Origin of the sequence: Streptomyces sp. GDS52 (assembly GCF_052246875.1) — a bacterium.
GTDB lineage: Bacteria > Actinomycetota > Actinomycetes > Streptomycetales > Streptomycetaceae > Streptomyces > Streptomyces cathayae.
In genome coordinates, this window is sequence record NZ_CM125966.1 from 1,117,933 (window position 1) to 1,133,835 (window position 15,903).

Below are 15,903 nucleotides of genomic sequence, written 5' to 3' on the forward strand. Positions count from 1 at the left end.
CGACCCGCCACAGCGCACCGACTTGGAGCATGCCCCTATGACCAGCGCCACCGCGACGGCACTGGGCGGAGCCGACGTCGAGGACCGTGAGCTCGACAGCTTCGACCTGACCGATCCCCTGACCTATCAGACGACCGACGTCCACGCCATGTGGCGCCGGTTCCGCACCGAGCGCCCGGTACACCGTCATCCGGCGACCGCGGCCGGACCCGAGTTCTGGGTCCTGTCCCGGTACGACGACATCATGAAGGTGTACAAGGACGACGACGACTTCACCTCCGAGCGGGGGAACCTGCTGGTCACGCTGTTGCACGGCAGTGACTCCGCGGCGGGCAAGATGCTCGCGGTCACCGACGGCCCCCGGCACGCGGCGATCCGCAAGCTGATGCTCAAGTCGTTCTCGCCGCGCGCCCTGCGGCACATCTCGGAGCAGGTCGTGCAGCGCACCCGCCTGCTCCTCAAGGGCGCGGTGGAGCGGGGCGAGGCGGACTTCGCGCGGGATGTCGCCGAGCACATCCCGATCGCCACCATCTGCGACCTGCTGGGCGTCCCCGAGTCGGACCGCGCCTTCCTGCTCGGCCTCAACAAGCAGGCACTCAGCTCCAGTACGGCCGACACCAGTGCCGAGGACTCCTGGCTCGCCCGCAACGAGATCCTCCTGTACTTCGGCGAGCTCGCCGAGGAGCGCAGGAAGAACCCGGTCGACGACGTCATCAGCGTGCTGGCCACCGGCCTGATCGACGGAAAGCCGCTCGACGAGGACGAGATCGTCCTGAACTGCTACAGCCTGATCATCGGCGGCGACGAGACCAGCCGGCTGTCGATGATCGGCGGGCTGCAGGCACTGATGCGTCACCCGGAGCAGTGGAACGCGCTGAAACAGGGCGAGGTCACGGTGGAAAGCGCGGTGGAAGAGGTGCTGCGCTGGACGACCCCGGGCATGCACTTCGGCCGCCGGGCGCTGCGGGACGTCGAGGTCGCGGGTCAGCGGATCGCCGCCGACGACATCGTCACCCTGTGGAACACCTCCGCCAACCGGGACGAGGGCGTCTTCGACGCCCCCGAGACGTTCGACCTGGCGCGCACCCCCAACAAGCACGTGTCGTTCGGCTACGGGCCGCATTTCTGTCTCGGTGCGTTCCTCGGCCGTGTCGAGATCAACGCCATGCTCGACGGACTGCGTACGGTGGCGGACCGCGTCGAGCCCAACGGCCCGGTGGAACCGGTGTTCTCCAACTTCCTCAGTGGTCTGGAGAGCCTGCCCGTCCGCTTCGAGGCGGACCGTGAAGGGCTCGCACAGTGGGACTGAGGGCCGTTCGTTCCGCCCGCAGGTCCTGATGAGAAGGAAGAGGAATCTGATGTCGAAGGCACGAGCAGAGACCACCTCGGCGTCCGCGGTCCCGGTCTCCCGGTGGGAGCGGACCGTCGGGTACTGCGCTGTGGTCGCCGGGCTCGCCTACGCCCTGCCGCACCTGTGGTGGGGGCTGGGGATCATGTTCGCCTACCCCGACACCCCCGAGTCGGTGCCGGACGTGGCCTGGCAGCGCATGATCGCCTTCTGGGGCATGGGGGCGGCCGCCACGCTCGCCGCCCTCGCGACCACCGCTCTCTTCCGGCCCTGGGGGGACTTCTTCCCCCGGTGGCTCCGCATCGGGGCGGCCCTGACCGCCGGCACCGGGCTCACCCTGTGGGGACTCGGCTACGGCTACCTGCGGTTCTTCGTCGCCGTGGGCAGGGTCGAGCCGAGCGCGGAAGTGGCCGCCTCCTTCGGGCCCTGGAACTTCTACTGGTATCCCGTGTTCTTCGTCTGGGGCGTTTCGCTGGCGCTCGCCGGTCTCCATCTGCGCCACCGCCCCCGCCGCCCCGCCGCCCCCGGGACCGACGTCCCGCAGCCGGACGGACCGGCCCGGAGGGCACCGTCAACCACCGAGGTGAACTCGTGACGAACGCCATCGAGGCCGAAGGCCTCCGCAAGAGTTACAAGGGGCACGAGGCACTGAGCGGGGTGTCCCTCTCCGTGCCCGAGGGAACGGTCCTCGGACTGCTCGGCCCCAACGGTGCGGGCAAGACCACCACCGTCCGTATCCTGGCCACTCTGCTCCGGCCCGAGGAGGGCCGCGCGACGGTGGCCGGATTCGACGCCCTCAGACAGCCCAAGGAGGTACGCCGCCGGATCGGCCTCACCGGCCAGTACGCGGCCCTCGACGAACGGCTCACCGGCCGCGAGAACCTGCGGCTCATCGGCACTCTGCTCCACCTGGGCAAGGGCCCCTCGCGCCGGAGGGCGGACGAGTTGCTGGAGCGGTTCGAGCTCTCCGAGGCCGCCGACCGGGTGGTACGGACCTACTCCGGCGGCATGCGTCGGCGACTGGACCTGGCGGCCAGCCTGATGGTCGACCCGCCGGTCCTCTTTCTCGACGAGCCGACCACCGGACTCGACCCCAGCAGCCGGCTCGTGCTGTGGGGGATGATCCGGGAGCAGGTGGCCAAGGGCGTCACCGTCCTGCTGACCACCCAGTACCTGGAGGAGGCCGACCAGCTCGCCGACCGCATCGTGGTGATCGACTCCGGCAAGGTGATCGCCGACGGCACCGCCGACCAGCTGAAGCAGAAGGTCGGCAACGAGCGCCTCGAGGTCGCCGCGGTCGCCGCCGAGGACACCTCCCGGGTGGTGGCCGCGATCGGTGCCCGGCTCGCGACCAGCCCGTCGGTGGCCGAGGACGGCCGCACCGTGTCGGTGCCGTTGCCCAACGGCATCGGCGGTGTCGCCGCCGCGGCAGCAGCGGTCGAGGAACTCGGCGTCGACATAGCGGAGTTCGCCGTTCGGCGCCCTTCGCTCGACGATGTTTTCATGACGCTGACCGGCCAGACGGCCAAGGAGAGGGATTCGGCGTGACCGAGACACTGAGTGACGTACGGGCGTTGGTGGGCCGCCACTTCCGGCACATCTACCGCATACCCGAGCAGCTGATCAGCGTCACCATCATGCCGATCGCCTTCGTGCTGATCTTCGGCATGCTGTTCGGCAGCGCCATGACGGTGGAGGGCGGCAGCTACCAGGAATACATCATGGCGGGCATCTTCATCCAGGTGATGATGGCCAACATCTCCCAGACGGCCCTGGGCGTCGTCGGGGACCTGAGCAACGGCCTGGTGGACCGCTTCCGTTCACTGCCGATCTCCCGCTCCGCGGTACTGATCGGCCGTACCACGGCGGACATGGCGCTCGCCGCCTGGTCCTGCGTCCTGATGGCCGGTGTCGGCTATCTCATCGGCTGGCGCATCCACAACGGACTGCCCAAGGCCCTCGCGGCGTTCGGGCTGCTGCTCCTGCTCGGCTTCGCCATGTCGTGGCTGGGCGCACTGCTCGGTCTGGCGCTGCGCAGCACCGAATCGGTCAACGCCCTGGCGTTCATGGCGATGATGCCGCTGGTGTTCCTGTCCAACGCGTTCGTCCCGCCCGACGGGCTGCCGACATGGCTGAGGGTCGTCGCCGAATGGAACCCGGTCAGCATGGTGGTCACCGCCTGCCGGCAGCTCTTCGGCAACCCCACCGTGGGCGTCGGCACGGGGCTGCCGGCCGAGCACCCCATCGCGATGTCGCTGCTCCTGATCGGTGTCATCCTCGCCGTGGTCGTCCCGCTGTCGGGCCGCGCCTACAGCACGGCGACCGCCCGCTGAGGGCGGCCGTCCCGTACGCCGGAGGGCTCGTTCGCGTGCTCGCCGGAGCAGTTCACGCGACTACGCCCGGCTGGGGTCTCCCAGCCGGGCGTAGTCGCGTGGGCGGCCGTTCGGGTTCGGCGGCGCCGGCGCCGAGGAGGGCGCGGGTGAAGGCCCAGGGCGCCGGTTCCTTCCGGAACCGGCGCCCTGGGCTTGGGGTGCTCGGCAGACGCCTCGTGGACCACGTGCCGCTCCGACCCGGCCGGGAACACCTCCCGCGGGACGTGACACATCTGCCGCGGGTTCCGCTCCTTGCCCGGCATCGCCGGGACGGCGTCCCGGCGGTACCGGTTCGAACCGAGCCCGCAGGGCTCGTAGCGGGAGCGGCGGCCGTCGTCACGGCCCTGAACCGGGGCCCGTCGGTATCGGGGCCCGTCGGCGCCGGACGGCCCGGGTCAGCGGCGGCCGCGGGAGAGCGTGAACAGCACCCGTAGCGTCAGCACCGAGGCGACGAGGAGCATATTGCACCCGAGCACCTCGAACAGTCCGACCGACGGGGTGATCTCCGGCCCGCCGGGCGTCCGCAGCAGCATCACCCCGACCACCCCGGCCGCACCGCCGCTGAAGGCCAGCAGTACGTCGTGGACGATGCCACGGACGAAGTCCCGGTCACGTTCGTCGGCCAGCACCCGGACGTTCACGTTCAGCCGTCCCTGCTCCAGGATCTCCGTGATGCGGTCCACCCGGCGCGGCAGCCGGCGCAGGACCGGCAGCAGCGTGAGCATCTCGTCCGCGGCCGCCCGTCCGAGGCTCCCCGGGGCCAGCTTCCGCCGGGCCTGGGAGGTCGCGAACCGGCGGGCCTCGGCGATGATGTCGTAGTCGGGGACCAGCCGGCCGAGGGACGCCTCCAGCGTCGACAGGGAACGGAACACGGCTGCGATCTCGCCGGGCACGACGAGTCCGTACTTGGTCACCAGCAGGAACAGCGCGGCGAACATGTCCCGGTCCGGCCGGCTCCCCGGAAGCAGGTGCCGGGCCATGAACCGGCCCAGGTCACGGGCCAGCCGGTTCTCGTCGGCCGGTTCCGGCCGGTGCTCCACCAGCTCCAGCAGCGCGTCGCAGAGGGCCTGCTGGTCGTTGCGGTGGATCGCGACCAGCAGGTCGCGCAGCGCCGAACGCAGCACCCGGTCGATACGACCGGCGCAGCCGAAGTCCAGCAGTCCCGGTCGTCCGTCGTCCAGCAGCATGATGTTGCCCGGGTGCGGATCGGCGTGGAAGACGCCGTCCGACATGATCTGCGCGAGAACACAGTCCAACAGGGCTCCGGCGAGCACCGTCCGGTCGAGTCCGCGGGCGTCGGCGTACTCGGCGGCCCTGTCGAGCGTCTTCCCGTCCAGCCACTCCACCACCAGCACGCGGGCGGTGGTCAGACCGTCGTGGACGGCGGGGATCTTCACTGCCGGGCGCGGGGCCGGATCTTCCGACGGGTGCTGTCCCGCATCGGCCCCCCGTGCGGCGGCGACCTCCCGGGTGTTGCGGGCCTCGGTGCGGAAGTCGAGTTCCTCCCGGAGGGAGGCGGCGAAGCCCCGGGCCAGTCCGGTGACTCCGACGGAACGGCCCCACGCGGTGCGTTCGTCGGCCCTCCGGGCGAGCCACAGAAGGATGTCCAGGTCGCGTTCCACCACCTGGCGGGCCCGGGGGCGCTGCACCTTGACGGCGACCGCCCGGCCGTCCCGCAGCCTCGCCCGGTGCACCTGGGCGACGGAGCCGGCCGCCAGCGGCACGGTGTCGAACTCGGCGAACACCTCGCCCGGTGGGGCTCCGAGGTCCTCGGTGAGCGCCTGTTCGATGTCGTCCCAGTGCTCGGCGGCCGCCGAGCACTGGAGCAGGCTCAGTTCATCGATGAACTCGGCGGGCAGCAGGTCGTAGCGGGTGGAGAGCATCTGGCCGAGTTTGACGAAGGTGGTGCCCGCCTCCTCCAGGGCCATCCGCAGGGCACGGGCGTGCTCCGTCCGGGTGGCGCCCGTCGCCGGGCGGGTCAGGCCGGACAGCCGCGGGAGGCGGCCCAGCCCGTGCCGGAGGGCGATCCTGCTGAGCTCGGTGAAGCGCTGGGTGCGCGCCACCCGGCGCTTCACCGAGCGGGGCCAGCGGACGATGCCGCCGACCGACCCGCTGGGCACCACCGCCTCGGACAGGGCCAGGAAGATCATGGCGGCCAGCAGGGCGCAGCCCACCTGGACGGTCCCCAGCACGGGGCCCGCCGCGGCGGGCCCCATCGCGGAACTCACCAGTCCGATGGTGAGCAGCCCGGTGCATCCGGTGAGCAGGGAACGCAGCACGCCGATCCGCAGACCGAGCAGTCTGCGCGCCCCGAAACCGAGTATCACCAGACCGAGGGCGATGGTGCCCACAGCGGTCAGGACGACGACGAACGCGGTCAACGTGAGGAGGTCACGTCGTGGCCGGCTCGGGTGCCGACGTCGGCACGGCGTCGTCGCTCTCCGCCGGTTCCCGACGGTCGCGACCCGGCCACCAGGCCCGTTCACCGAGCAGCGAGGTGACCGCCGGTACCAGGACGAGCGCCATCACGAAGGCGGCGATCAGGATGCCGAACGACACCGCGAAGCCCAGCTGCTGGAGCATGCTGTTGGCGGCCAGCATCAGCACGCCGAAGGTGCCGGCCAGGATGACGGCGGCGGCCCCGATGGTGGGCGCCGAGTGGGTCACGGCGAGCCGGACGGCCTCCTGCTGGGTCCTGCCCCGGGCGATCTCCTCGCGGAGGCGGGCCACCATGAGGATGTTGTAGTCGGTACCGATCGCCACCACGAAGAGGTAGACGAACACGGGCAGCGCGAACATCAGCCCGTTCTCGCCCTTGATCTGCTGGAAGACCAGGACGGTCGAGCCGAGGGTGGCACCGAACCCGAGGCCCACGGCCACGATCAGGTACCAGGGCGCGACGGCGCTGCGCAGCAGGAGTCCGAGAATCACCATGATGGCGATGCCGGCGATCGGGAAGACCAGCGAGTAGTCGTGTTCCACGGCGGTGCGGATGTCCGCGAGGACCGCGCTGGTGCCGCCGACGAGCGCCTCGGTGCCCTCGGGCGCCACCCGGTGCGCGGTGTCGCGCAGGTCTCCGGAGACCAGGTCGATGGCTGCCTCCTCGGCGGGGCGGAAGTCCAGGACCACGCTGAACTGCGCCGCGTCCCCGGCGGTGCCGAGCATGGCCGGGGAGACGTCTCCGACGCCCTCGACCCCGGAGAGCTGTTCGCGGAACGTCTCCAGGTCGGCCGGGTCGAGCCGGGAGCCGTCCTTGGAGGCGACGAGCACCAGGGAGGGGTCGGTCTGCCCGGCGGAGAAGCCGTTCCTGAGGTCCTTGGACGCCTGGACGGACTCCAGGTTCTGCGGCAGCGAGCTCTCGCTGTCGAACTCGGCGCTGAAGCCGAACGCGGCCACGCTCATGACGGCCAGCAGGCCGCCGGAGAGACCCGCGAGGAGGCGGGGCCGCCGGGAGACGAGGGTGCCGAGCCGGCCGGCGAGGGCGTTCCTGGGCTGCTTCTTCCACGCCTTGGACGGCCAGAACGCTTTGGTGCCCAGCAGCGAGAAGACGGCGGGTACGAGAGTGAGGGAGGCCAGCAGGGTGACGGCCACGGCGATGGCCAGCGACGGACCCATGGCGCGCAGCATGCCCATGGTGGAGAGCACCAGGGCGAGGAAGGCGACGATGACCGCGCCGGCCGCGGAGGCGATGGTCTCGCCGACCCGGGTCACCGCGTCGATCATGGCCTCCTTGGCTTCCTGCCCCTCCCGCAACTGCTCGCGGTACCGGAAGAGCAGGAACAGGATGTAGTCGGTGCCGACGCCGAACAGCACCACGATGAGGATGGCGGAGACCGAGTTGTCGGCCTGGAGCCCGCCGAGTTCGGCGGCGGTGGCGATCAGCCCGGTGGCCACCACGAACACCAGAAGAATCAGCAGCACCGGCAGCAGCGCGATGAGCGGACTGCGGAAGATCAACAGCAGCAGCACCACGATCAGCACCAGGGTCGCCAGCATGATCATCGCATCGGTGTTGCCGGAGGACTCGAGGTTGTCCAGCCCGCTGGCGGTCGGCCCGGTCACCCCCATGCTCAGGCCGCTCTTCGCGAGCAGCGGCTTGGCGTCCGCCCGGAGCTGCTTCACCGACTCGAAGAGCTTCTGGTCGTAGTGGTTCTCCGTCGTGGCGAAGACACTCGCCAGCGCCACCTTGCCGTTGGGCGAGACCGCCTCGGGGCTCGCGAGGACCGACTTCACCTTGGCGTAGCCCTCCGCCTGCAGGGCCCCGGCGATCCGGGTCACCTCCGCCAGGTCGGCCGGAGAGAGCTTGCCCCCGTCGGCGCGTTGGAACACCGCGATGGCGGAGGGCTGCTCCGCCATCGGGAACGCGCGCTGCTGCAGCTCCGTGACACGCACCGACTCGTAGTGGGACGGCAGGAAGTCCGCCTGGTCGTTGGTGCTCTTCAGCTGCGGCGCCAGCGCGACCGCGGCGACGGTCGCGACGAGCCAGGCGACGATCGTCAGCCAGGGCCGGTGAACGGCGAACCGCCCTATCCGTCCGAACATGGTGCTCCTTCGTGCTTCCTCGGCTGGGGGGGATACCGGGGCCAGTACATGGGGGTCGCCGGTTCTCCCCGCAGTCTGGCCGCCTGTTCCGCCGCCCGACGACGGCGAGCCGCCAATGCGGCAAGAACCTGCCAGGGCCGTTGCCCGCGGTCCGGGCCCGGTGTGACAGTCCTGATGTACGCAGCGCGATCCGGTGCGGCACCCCTGGCGTCCGCAGCGCGACCCGTCGCGGACGCTCTCCACTCCTCTGGCCCGCCGCGCCCGCCCTCCGGCCCTGCCGCGGCAGCGGAAGGGCATCCGGCTGTCCGGAGCCTGCCCCGCGCGGCGGCCGTCCGCAGTGTCCGGCCGGGAGATCCCGTGCCTCATCTTCTTCATCAGGAGCCCGGATGAACCTGTTGAGCGCCCCGGAGCACCGTTCCCTCGTGTCCGGACTGGCCATCGACGACCCGGCACTGCGGGACCGGCTGGCCGAGCGTCTGCGAAGCGTCGAACAGCACCTCCGGGAGCGCACCGCCCGTACCGCCGACCCCCGTGTCGCCCCGCTCGTCGGGCATCTCGTGGCCACCGGCGGAAAGCGGCTGCGGCCCCTTCTGGTCCTGCTGGGTGCGGAGTTCGGGGATGCGGAGAGCGAGGGGGCCGTCGACGCGGCCGTCCTGGCCGAACTCGTCCATGTTTCCTCCCTCTACCACGACGACGTCATCGACAACGCCGACACCCGGCACGGGGCGGCCAGCGCCAACGCCCGCTGGGGGAACCGCCGCGCGGTGTTCGCCGGGGACTGGCTCCTCGCCCAGGCCGCCCAGCTGGCCTGCGCACTCGGGCCGCACGCGGTGCGGATGAACGCGGTGACCGCCGACCGGCTGGTGCAGGGCCAGATGCTGGAGCTGCTCGGCCCGGATTCCGGGACCGCTCCCCTGGACCACTACTTCCAGGTGACGGCCGGCAAGTCCGCGTCCCTGATCGCCCTGTCGCTGCGACTCGGTGCCCTGCAGGCGGGCGCGTCCGCCGCGTACGTCGACGCTCTCGCCGAGTACGGCGAGCAACTGGGCCTCGCCTTCCAGATATCCGACGACCTCCTCGACATCGAGGCACCCGCCTCCTCATCGGGCAAGGAACCGGGAAAGGACGTGGAGGCCGGGGTGCTCAGTCTCCCTGTGCTGCTCGCCCTGTTCGACGACGAACCGGGCGACGGTGAGCTGCGTGCCCTGCTCGCCGCCGGGCCGGCCGCCGGGACGCACCCGCACCGCCGGGCGTTGGAACTCCTGCGGGACTCCCCCGCGCTCGCCACGGCCGAGGCCATGATGGACGATCGCCTGGCCCTGGCCCGTACCGCCCTCGCAGCCCTGCCGCCGACCCCGGCACGCGGGGTCCTCGGCTCGCTCTGCGACTTCGTGGCCCACCGCAGGGGCTGAACCACCTTCTGGAGACCGAACATGCCGGGGTACAGCGACACCGTGCGCGACTTCGTCCGACCCGGATCCGCGGGAACGGGCCGCGTCCGGCCGCCCGCCACGCAACCGCGCCCGGCCGCCGGGCCGCGAGGACGAAGACCGGCGGGTGTGAACGGCCTCGAGCCGTCCGTGTTCCGCGTACTCGGGTCGGTCGAGGCCGAGGCCGGCGGACGGGCGGTCACCCTCGGCGGAGCGAAGCAGCGCACGGTTCTCGCGGCGATGCTGCTCGCCGGGGGCCGGCCGCTCTCCGACGACCGGCTCAAGGCCCTGCTGTGGGGGTGCGAACCGCCCGCCACGGCGACGGCCCAGCTCTACACCTACGTCTCCCGGCTCAGGAAGTGCCTGGGTACCGACATCCACCTGGAGCGGCACGCCCACGCCTACCGACTGGACACACGGGGCGCCTTCTTCGACTGGACGGTTTTCGAGAGCCTGGTGGACCGCGGTCGCGCGGACCTGACGGCGGGCCGCTACACCGCGGCCGCCGACCGTCTCGGGCAGGCGCTCGCGTTACGGCGCGGGCCGGTCCTCTCCGATGTCACCGTCCACCTCAGGGAACGCCAGCGGCCCTTGCTGGACGAGGCCCTCCTCTCCACGCGGGAAGACCGGATCGAAGCCGAACTGGCCCTGGGAGGCCACGACGCGGCGGTTCCGCAGCTGATGCGGCTCGTGATGGAGAACCCCCTGCGCGAGCGGCTGCTCGGCCAGCTCATGACCGCTCTGCACCGGTGCGGCCGGCAGGCGGAGGCCCTCGCGGTGTACGAGCGCGGCCGACGGATGCTCCGTGACGAGCTGGGGGTGGACCCGGGCCGGGCCCTGCGTGACATCCGGCAGGCCGTGCTGACGGGCACGCTCGCGCGGTCCGTCGCGCGCGGGGAAGCGGAGCTCTCCGGCACGGCGCTCGCCCTGCCGGACGGTGGGCCCCGCTCCGCGGTGGCACGGGCGCGGGCGCGCGACCGCGGCGCCTGGAACGGTGTCGTGCCCGCGATGCTGCCCGCCGACGTCGCGGACTTCTCCGGTCGCCGCCGGGAACTGGCCGCCCTCATGGCCGACCTGCGCCGAGCAGGGCCCTCCCCCCTCGTGGTGACGGGCGCCGCGGGTACCGGCACATCGGCCCTGGCCGTGCACGCGGCGCACCGGGCACGGCAGAGCTTCCCGGACGGTCAGCTTCATGCCGACCTGTCCGGAGGGTCCGGACGCCCCCGCTCCCCCGGCGAGGTACTCGGCTGGTTCCTCCGGGCCATGGGCGTCGCGGAGCACGAACTTCCGGCGTCTACGGAGGAGCGCGGCCAGCTCTACCGCAGCCTGCTCGCCGACCGCCGGATGCTGGTGCTCCTGGACAACGCCGTGGACGACCGCCAGGTCCGCCCGCTGCTGCCCGGCACGGACGGCTGCCGCACGCTGATCACCGGCCGGGACTCCTTCACCACCCTGCCGGGAGTGCGTCCGGTCCCCCTCGGCCCGATGAGCGCCAGGGAGGGCCACCGGATGCTGAGCGCGATCGTGGGGCCCGAACGGACCGGGGACGAGCCCGACGCGGCCGCCCGCATCGTCGAACTGTGCGACCGGCTGCCGCTCGCCCTGCGGATCGTGGCGGCCCGGCTGGCTGCGCACCCGCGCCGACGACTCGCGGCGGCGGCGGCCCGGCTCGAACCGGAGGAACGCAGGCTCGACGAACTGCGGGAGGGCGACCTGGACATCCGGGCGGCGCTGTCCTCCGGTCACCGGCGGGTGACCGGACCGGTGCGCACGGCCTTGGGTGTCCTGGCGTCCGGCTGCCCCGACGTCTTCGACTCGCAGGAGGCGGCGAACGCCCTCAGCTGCCTGGAGGAGGACGCCGAGGACGCTCTGGAGACGCTGGCCGCCGCCCGCCTGCTGGAGGTGTCCGGTCCGGCCCCGCACCGCTACCGCCTCACGCCGCTGGTCCGCCTCTTCGCCCGCGAGCAGAGCCGCGGGGGACCGGCTTCACCCGGCACGCCGGACGGCGGGCGACGACCGGTCATCTGCTGACGGAACACGGTCAGCCGCAACCTCCCGCGTGCCCCTCGTCGAGGCGGAACGACATCGGGGAGCCCTCCTCACTGCTGCGCGGGAGCAGCGAACAGCTCAGGGAGTCGATGTAGCTGGCCACCAGATCGCTCCACCGGATGTCGGAGTCGAGGTCCCACCGGTCGAGCAGTTCCGAGGACGGGCCGGCCGGCTCGGTTCCCCCGAAGCCGTCCTGCTGCACGAGATCCCAGATCGTGTCCCGGGCGGTCGCCTCGTCGGACACGCTCTGGCCGTTCAGGACCGTCATCAGGTTCATCCCTCCTTGTTCCAACCAGGACGTGATCTCCTCCTCCAGTTCCGCCGGCAGCTGCTCGCTGTCGCGGTCGTCCCCCTCATGGGGCATCCTCCCGCTCATAACCGCCTCCCTCGTCGACACGGATCCGATCGGTCAGTACCGGAACAGCATCCGGGAAGCGTCTATGAATCACCTATGGAAAGCGGTCCTGCCCGAACTCCTTGACTTCTTGGACCCACCGGCCGGGACACCCGCGCGGCATGCCGACGGGGTCTGCACGGTGATCGGTCCGTTGCTCCGGGCCGGGGAAGAGGTGGCTGTGGACGTTCGGGGGCGTCGCGGCGCCGGTGTGCCCCGACCGCTCCGGCACGACCTTGGCGGAATCCCCCGCGGCCGTACCGACCGCCGTGGCCCGTGAGGTGGACGCGAGGTCATCGCCTCGGGGGGTCCTGTCGTTCACTCCTCCGGTGTGCGGGTGGGGTGGGGGCGGTGCAACTGCGCCCAGAGGCGGGCCTCTTCGCGTGTGCTGCGCCGGCGGTGGACGGCGGCACGTCCCCAGAGGCCGGTCGTGACGGTCGCCCCCGTCAGGGCCGCCGCACAGGGCGGCCACCAGCCCCCGGTCACGAGCAGGAGTACGGCGACGACGGCTGCCGTGCTCCAGCCGCTGAGGCAGGCCACCGCCTCGGCACGCCGGGACGCGGGCCGGTCGGCCCCCGCGCGCAGGTCGACGAGGGCCGGCAGGTACCAGACGGAGCCGGCCGTGGTCACCGCCGCGGCGCCGAGGGCCAGGACTGGATGGGACACGGCTCAGCCCACCGTCTCCAGGGCGGCGATCTCCGGATGGTGCACGTCGAAGGCCGGGGATTCGGACCGGATGCGGGGCAGGGAGGTGAAGTTGTGGCGCGGGGGCGGGCAGGAGGTGGCCCACTCCAGGGAGCGGCCGTAGCCCCAGGGATCGTCGACCTCGACCTTCTTGCCGTACTTGGCCGTCTTCCACACGTTGTAGAAGAAGGGCAGGATCGACATGCCGAGCAGGAACGACCCGATCGACGACAGGGTGTTGAGGGCGGTGAAGCCGTCGGCCGCCAGGTAGTCCGAGTAGCGGCGGGGCATGCCCTCGGCGCCCAGCCAGTGCTGGACCAGGAAGGTGAGGTGGAAACCCGCCGTGAGCGTCCAGAAGGTGATCTTCCCGAGGCGTTCGTCGAGCACCTTGCCGGTGAACTTCGGCCACCAGAAGTGGAATCCGGCGAACATCGCGTACACGACCGTACCGAAGACCGTGTAGTGGAAGTGCGCGACGACGAAGTACGAGTCGGTGAGGTGGAAGTCCAGCGGCGGCGAGGCCAGGATGACCCCGGTCAGCCCGCCGAAGAGGAACGTGACGAGGAAGCCCACGGTCCAGAGCATGGGCGTCTCGAACGACAGACTGCCCTTCCACATGGTGCCGATCCAGTTGAAGAACTTCACCCCGGTGGGAATGGCGATCAGGAAGGTCATGAAGGAGAAGAACGGCAGCAGCACCCCGCCCGTGGTGTACATGTGGTGCGCCCAGACGGTCAGCGACAGACCCGCGATGGCGATCGTCGCGCCGATCAGCCCCATGTAGCCGAACATCGGCTTGCGGGAGAAGACCGGGATCACCTCGGAGACGATGCCGAAGAACGGCAGGGCCAGGATGTAGACCTCGGGGTGGCCGAAGAACCAGAACAGGTGCTGCCACAGCAGCGCCCCGCCGTTCGCCGCGTCGAAGATGTGGCCGCCGAACCCGCGGTCGTACTCCAGGGCGAACAGTGCCGCCGCCAGCACCGGGAACACCATGAGGACCAGCACGCTGGTGAGGAGCACGTTCCAGGTGAAGATCGGCAGGCGGAACATGGTCATGCCCGGCGCGCGCATGCAGAGGATCGTGGTGATGAAGTTGACCGCGCCCAGGATCGACCCGAAGCCGGACAACGCCACGCCCATGATCCACAGGTCGGCTCCCACGCCCGGCGAGTAGACGGCGTCGGAGAGCGGGGCGTACAGGAACCAGCCGAAGCCGGCGGCGCCGTCAGGAGTGAGGAAGCCGCTCGCCGCGATCGAGGAACCGAAGAAGAACAGCCAGTAGGCGAGCATGTTCAGCCGGGGGAAAGCCACGTCCGGCGCGCCGATCTGCAGCGGCATGATCCAGTTCGCGAACCCGGTGAACAGCGGCATCGCGAACATCAGCAGCATGATCGAACCGTGCATCGTGAACGCCTGGTTGAACTGCTCGTTCGACATGATCTGCAGTCCGGGGCGGGCCAGCTCCGCCCGCATCAGCAGTGCCAGCACACCGCCGACGACGAAGAACACGAACGCGGAGATCAGGTAGAGCGTCCCGATCTTCTTGTGGTCGGTGGTCGTCAGCCACTCCACCCACGACGGACGTGCCGTCCCGGGCCCGATCTCCCGGGGATGCCCGGGCGCCCCCGTGCCGGAAGCCACGGCGTTCCCCTCCGCGGTCCCCACCCCCCGCATCTCTCGTATCTGCCCCTCGTCCACCGTCGGCGCCCTGCCCTTCCGCTCATGTCCGTACGCGTCGTCGAGCCGGGAGGGGCCGGGTCGACCGGGGTGGACGCGACGCCTCCCGGCCGCTGCCACATGATCCTTTCCGGGGTACCGGGGCCGGACAGGGCCGAACAGTCCACACCGTGGCCCGGGAGGGGGGCCCAACGGCCCTGATGCGTCCGGCGGCCGGGGCTCGTCCGGCAGCAGCTCCACGTGAGCCTCCCGGCCACCCCGGCCCAGGTGGCCGGGAGGACCTGCTCACCGTCACCGAGCTCATCGAAGCCGACGAGCTCACTCCCGCGGACGAGCACACCCACTCCCTGGCCGACACGGCCGAGGGCGTACGCCATGCGGAGCAGGGCCACGCCCGCGGCAAGGCCGCGGTCACCGTGGTGTGAGCACCCTTGCCGCGCACCCTCGCCTGCGGTCCCCCTTGACAGCCCGCCGACTTCACAGGCAGTCTTCCGTTAAGCAGAAACAGCTTTCCACCATACGGAAAGTGAGGTGGTCCTGATGCCGGGTGCCGAGTGGAGTGCCGCCGCAGAGCAGCGCTTCGACGTCAACCTGTCGATCCTCTTCACCGAACTCCCGCTCCTGGAGCGCCCCGCGGCCGCCGCCGCGGCCGGCTTCACCGCGGTCGAGCTGTGGTGGCCCTGGGCCGACTCGCCCACCCCCGGGCAGTCCGCACTGGACGGTCTGCGGAAGGCGGTCGAGGACGCGGGCGTCCGGCTCACCGGCCTGAACTTCTACGCCGGGCAGCTCCCCGGCCCGGACCGGGGCGCCCTGTCGATCCCGGGCGAGGAGTCGGAGCGGTTCCGCGCCAACGTCGAGGTCGCCGCGGACTTCGCCGAGTCCCTCGGCTGCCCGGCCCTCAACGCGCTGTACGGCAACCGCGTCGACGGCGTGGATCCCGCCGAGCAGGACGCGCTCGCCCTGGAGAACCTCGCCCTCGCCGCCCGCGCGGCCCACCGGACCGGCGCGATCCTGCTGGTCGAGGCGCTGAACCGGCCCGAGTCGCCGCGGTACCCGCTGGTGTCGGCGCCGGCGGCGGTGCGGGTCGTCGGCGCGGTGAACGCGGCCACGGGGCTGGGCAACGCCCGGTTCCTGATGGACCTGTACCACCTGTCCAGGAACGGTGAGGACCTGCCCGCGGTGATCGAGCGGTACGCCGCGCGGACCGGCCATGTACAGATCGCCGACGACCCCGGCCGCGGCGCCCCCGGCACCGGATCGCTCCCGCTGGCGGACCTCCTCGGACGGCTGCGGAAGGCGGGCTACGCGGGCTGGGTCGGCCTGGAGTACAAGCCCGGCGACCGGCCGAGCGCCGAGGCCTTCGACTGGCTGCCGGCCGAGGCCCGCCCGGCCCGCTGAGCAGTG

13 protein-coding genes are annotated in these 15,903 nt (G+C 71.4%); 8 read left to right on the forward strand and 5 right to left on the reverse strand.

Going from position 1 to position 15,903, the window contains the following annotated elements:
- The first annotated feature begins 37 nt into the window (after window positions 1-37).
- The 4 genes from ACTWJ9_RS04940 to ACTWJ9_RS04955 are packed head-to-tail and all read left to right on the forward strand — an operon-like array spanning window position 38 to window position 3,681.
- The gene (locus ACTWJ9_RS04940) at window positions 38-1,309 is read left to right on the forward strand and encodes a cytochrome P450 (RefSeq protein ID WP_279332945.1); all 1,272 of its coding nucleotides are present in this window, start codon (window positions 38-40) and stop codon (window positions 1,307-1,309) included.
- A gap of 49 nt (window positions 1,310-1,358) precedes the next feature.
- A complete protein-coding gene (locus tag ACTWJ9_RS04945) occupies window positions 1,359-1,943 on the forward strand; it encodes a DUF3995 domain-containing protein (RefSeq protein WP_279332946.1) in 585 nt (194 codons plus the stop codon).
- Complete coding sequence (locus ACTWJ9_RS04950) at window positions 1,940-2,896, forward strand: ATP-binding cassette domain-containing protein (RefSeq protein WP_279332947.1); 957 nt, start codon at window positions 1,940-1,942, stop codon at window positions 2,894-2,896. Before ACTWJ9_RS04945 ends, ACTWJ9_RS04950 begins: the two co-directional genes overlap by 4 nt.
- Window positions 2,893-3,681: an ABC transporter permease gene (locus ACTWJ9_RS04955; protein WP_279332948.1), complete on the forward strand. Its 789-nt coding sequence runs from the start codon at window positions 2,893-2,895 to the stop codon at window positions 3,679-3,681. Before ACTWJ9_RS04950 ends, ACTWJ9_RS04955 begins: the two co-directional genes overlap by 4 nt.
- A gap of 434 nt (window positions 3,682-4,115) precedes the next feature.
- Here the strand turns inward: ACTWJ9_RS04955 and ACTWJ9_RS04960 are convergent, their stop codons facing one another.
- Together ACTWJ9_RS04960 and ACTWJ9_RS04965 are read right to left on the reverse strand one after the other, a co-directional pair.
- Window positions 4,116-6,101, reverse strand: a complete 1,986-nt coding sequence (locus ACTWJ9_RS04960) for an ABC1 kinase family protein (RefSeq protein ID WP_279332949.1) — start codon at window positions 6,099-6,101, stop codon at window positions 4,116-4,118.
- A 10-nt stretch (window positions 6,102-6,111) separates the two neighbouring features.
- Complete coding sequence (locus ACTWJ9_RS04965) at window positions 6,112-8,262, reverse strand: MMPL family transporter (protein ID WP_443295245.1); 2,151 nt, start codon at window positions 8,260-8,262, stop codon at window positions 6,112-6,114.
- 386 nt (window positions 8,263-8,648) lie between these two features.
- Here ACTWJ9_RS04965 and ACTWJ9_RS04970 point away from each other — a divergent pair, with 386 nt between their 5' ends.
- Together ACTWJ9_RS04970 and ACTWJ9_RS04975 are read left to right on the forward strand one after the other, a co-directional pair.
- Entirely contained in the window at window positions 8,649-9,674 is a 1,026-nt protein-coding gene (locus ACTWJ9_RS04970) for a polyprenyl synthetase family protein (RefSeq protein ID WP_387040832.1), read from the forward strand.
- Window positions 9,675-9,821: 147 nt separating this feature from the next.
- Window positions 9,822-11,723 carry an AfsR/SARP family transcriptional regulator gene (locus tag ACTWJ9_RS04975; protein ID WP_279332952.1) on the forward strand — a complete coding sequence of 634 codons (1,902 nt, stop codon included), beginning with the start codon at window positions 9,822-9,824 and terminating at the stop codon, window positions 11,721-11,723.
- Between the two features lie 10 nt (window positions 11,724-11,733).
- Here ACTWJ9_RS04975 and ACTWJ9_RS04980 read toward each other — a convergent pair whose 3' ends face one another.
- From ACTWJ9_RS04980 to ctaD, 3 genes are all read right to left on the reverse strand, one after another.
- Window positions 11,734-12,117, reverse strand: a complete 384-nt coding sequence (locus tag ACTWJ9_RS04980; protein ID WP_279332953.1) for a DUF6269 family protein — start codon at window positions 12,115-12,117, stop codon at window positions 11,734-11,736.
- A gap of 336 nt (window positions 12,118-12,453) precedes the next feature.
- The gene (locus ACTWJ9_RS04985) at window positions 12,454-12,801 is read right to left on the reverse strand and encodes a hypothetical protein (protein WP_279332954.1); all 348 of its coding nucleotides are present in this window, start codon (window positions 12,799-12,801) and stop codon (window positions 12,454-12,456) included.
- 3 nt (window positions 12,802-12,804) lie between these two features.
- Window positions 12,805-14,496 (reverse strand): aa3-type cytochrome oxidase subunit I, encoded by a 1,692-nt coding sequence (ctaD, locus tag ACTWJ9_RS04990; protein WP_387040846.1) that lies wholly within the window; start codon window positions 14,494-14,496, stop codon window positions 12,805-12,807.
- Window positions 14,497-14,669: 173 nt separating this feature from the next.
- On the opposite strand from ctaD, the gene ACTWJ9_RS04995 reads away from it, so the two are divergent.
- Window positions 14,670-14,924, forward strand: a complete 255-nt coding sequence (locus ACTWJ9_RS04995) for a zinc-binding dehydrogenase (protein ID WP_388702065.1) — start codon at window positions 14,670-14,672, stop codon at window positions 14,922-14,924.
- Window positions 14,925-15,039: 115 nt separating this feature from the next.
- The gene (locus ACTWJ9_RS05000) at window positions 15,040-15,897 is read left to right on the forward strand and encodes a TIM barrel protein (protein WP_443295246.1); all 858 of its coding nucleotides are present in this window, start codon (window positions 15,040-15,042) and stop codon (window positions 15,895-15,897) included.
- The last annotated feature ends 6 nt before the right edge of the window (window positions 15,898-15,903 follow it).

Bases quoted from the DNA above. Each gene is read 5' to 3' on its own strand.
- ACTWJ9_RS04965 (WP_443295245.1), bottom strand. From the start codon at position 8,262: ATGTTCGGACGGATAGGGCGGTTCGCCGTTCACCGGCCCTGGCTGACG.
- ACTWJ9_RS04970 (WP_387040832.1), top strand. From the start codon at position 8,649: ATGAACCTGTTGAGCGCCCCGGAGCACCGTTCCCTCGTGTCCGGACTG.
- ACTWJ9_RS05000 (WP_443295246.1), top strand. From the start codon at position 15,040: ATGCCGGGTGCCGAGTGGAGTGCCGCCGCAGAGCAGCGCTTCGACGTC.
- ACTWJ9_RS04945 (WP_279332946.1), top strand. From the start codon at position 1,359: ATGTCGAAGGCACGAGCAGAGACCACCTCGGCGTCCGCGGTCCCGGTC.
- ctaD (WP_387040846.1), bottom strand. From the start codon at position 14,496: ATGCGGGGGGTGGGGACCGCGGAGGGGAACGCCGTGGCTTCCGGCACG.
- ACTWJ9_RS04980 (WP_279332953.1), bottom strand. From the start codon at position 12,117: ATGAGCGGGAGGATGCCCCATGAGGGGGACGACCGCGACAGCGAGCAG.
- ACTWJ9_RS04940 (WP_279332945.1), top strand. From the start codon at position 38: ATGACCAGCGCCACCGCGACGGCACTGGGCGGAGCCGACGTCGAGGAC.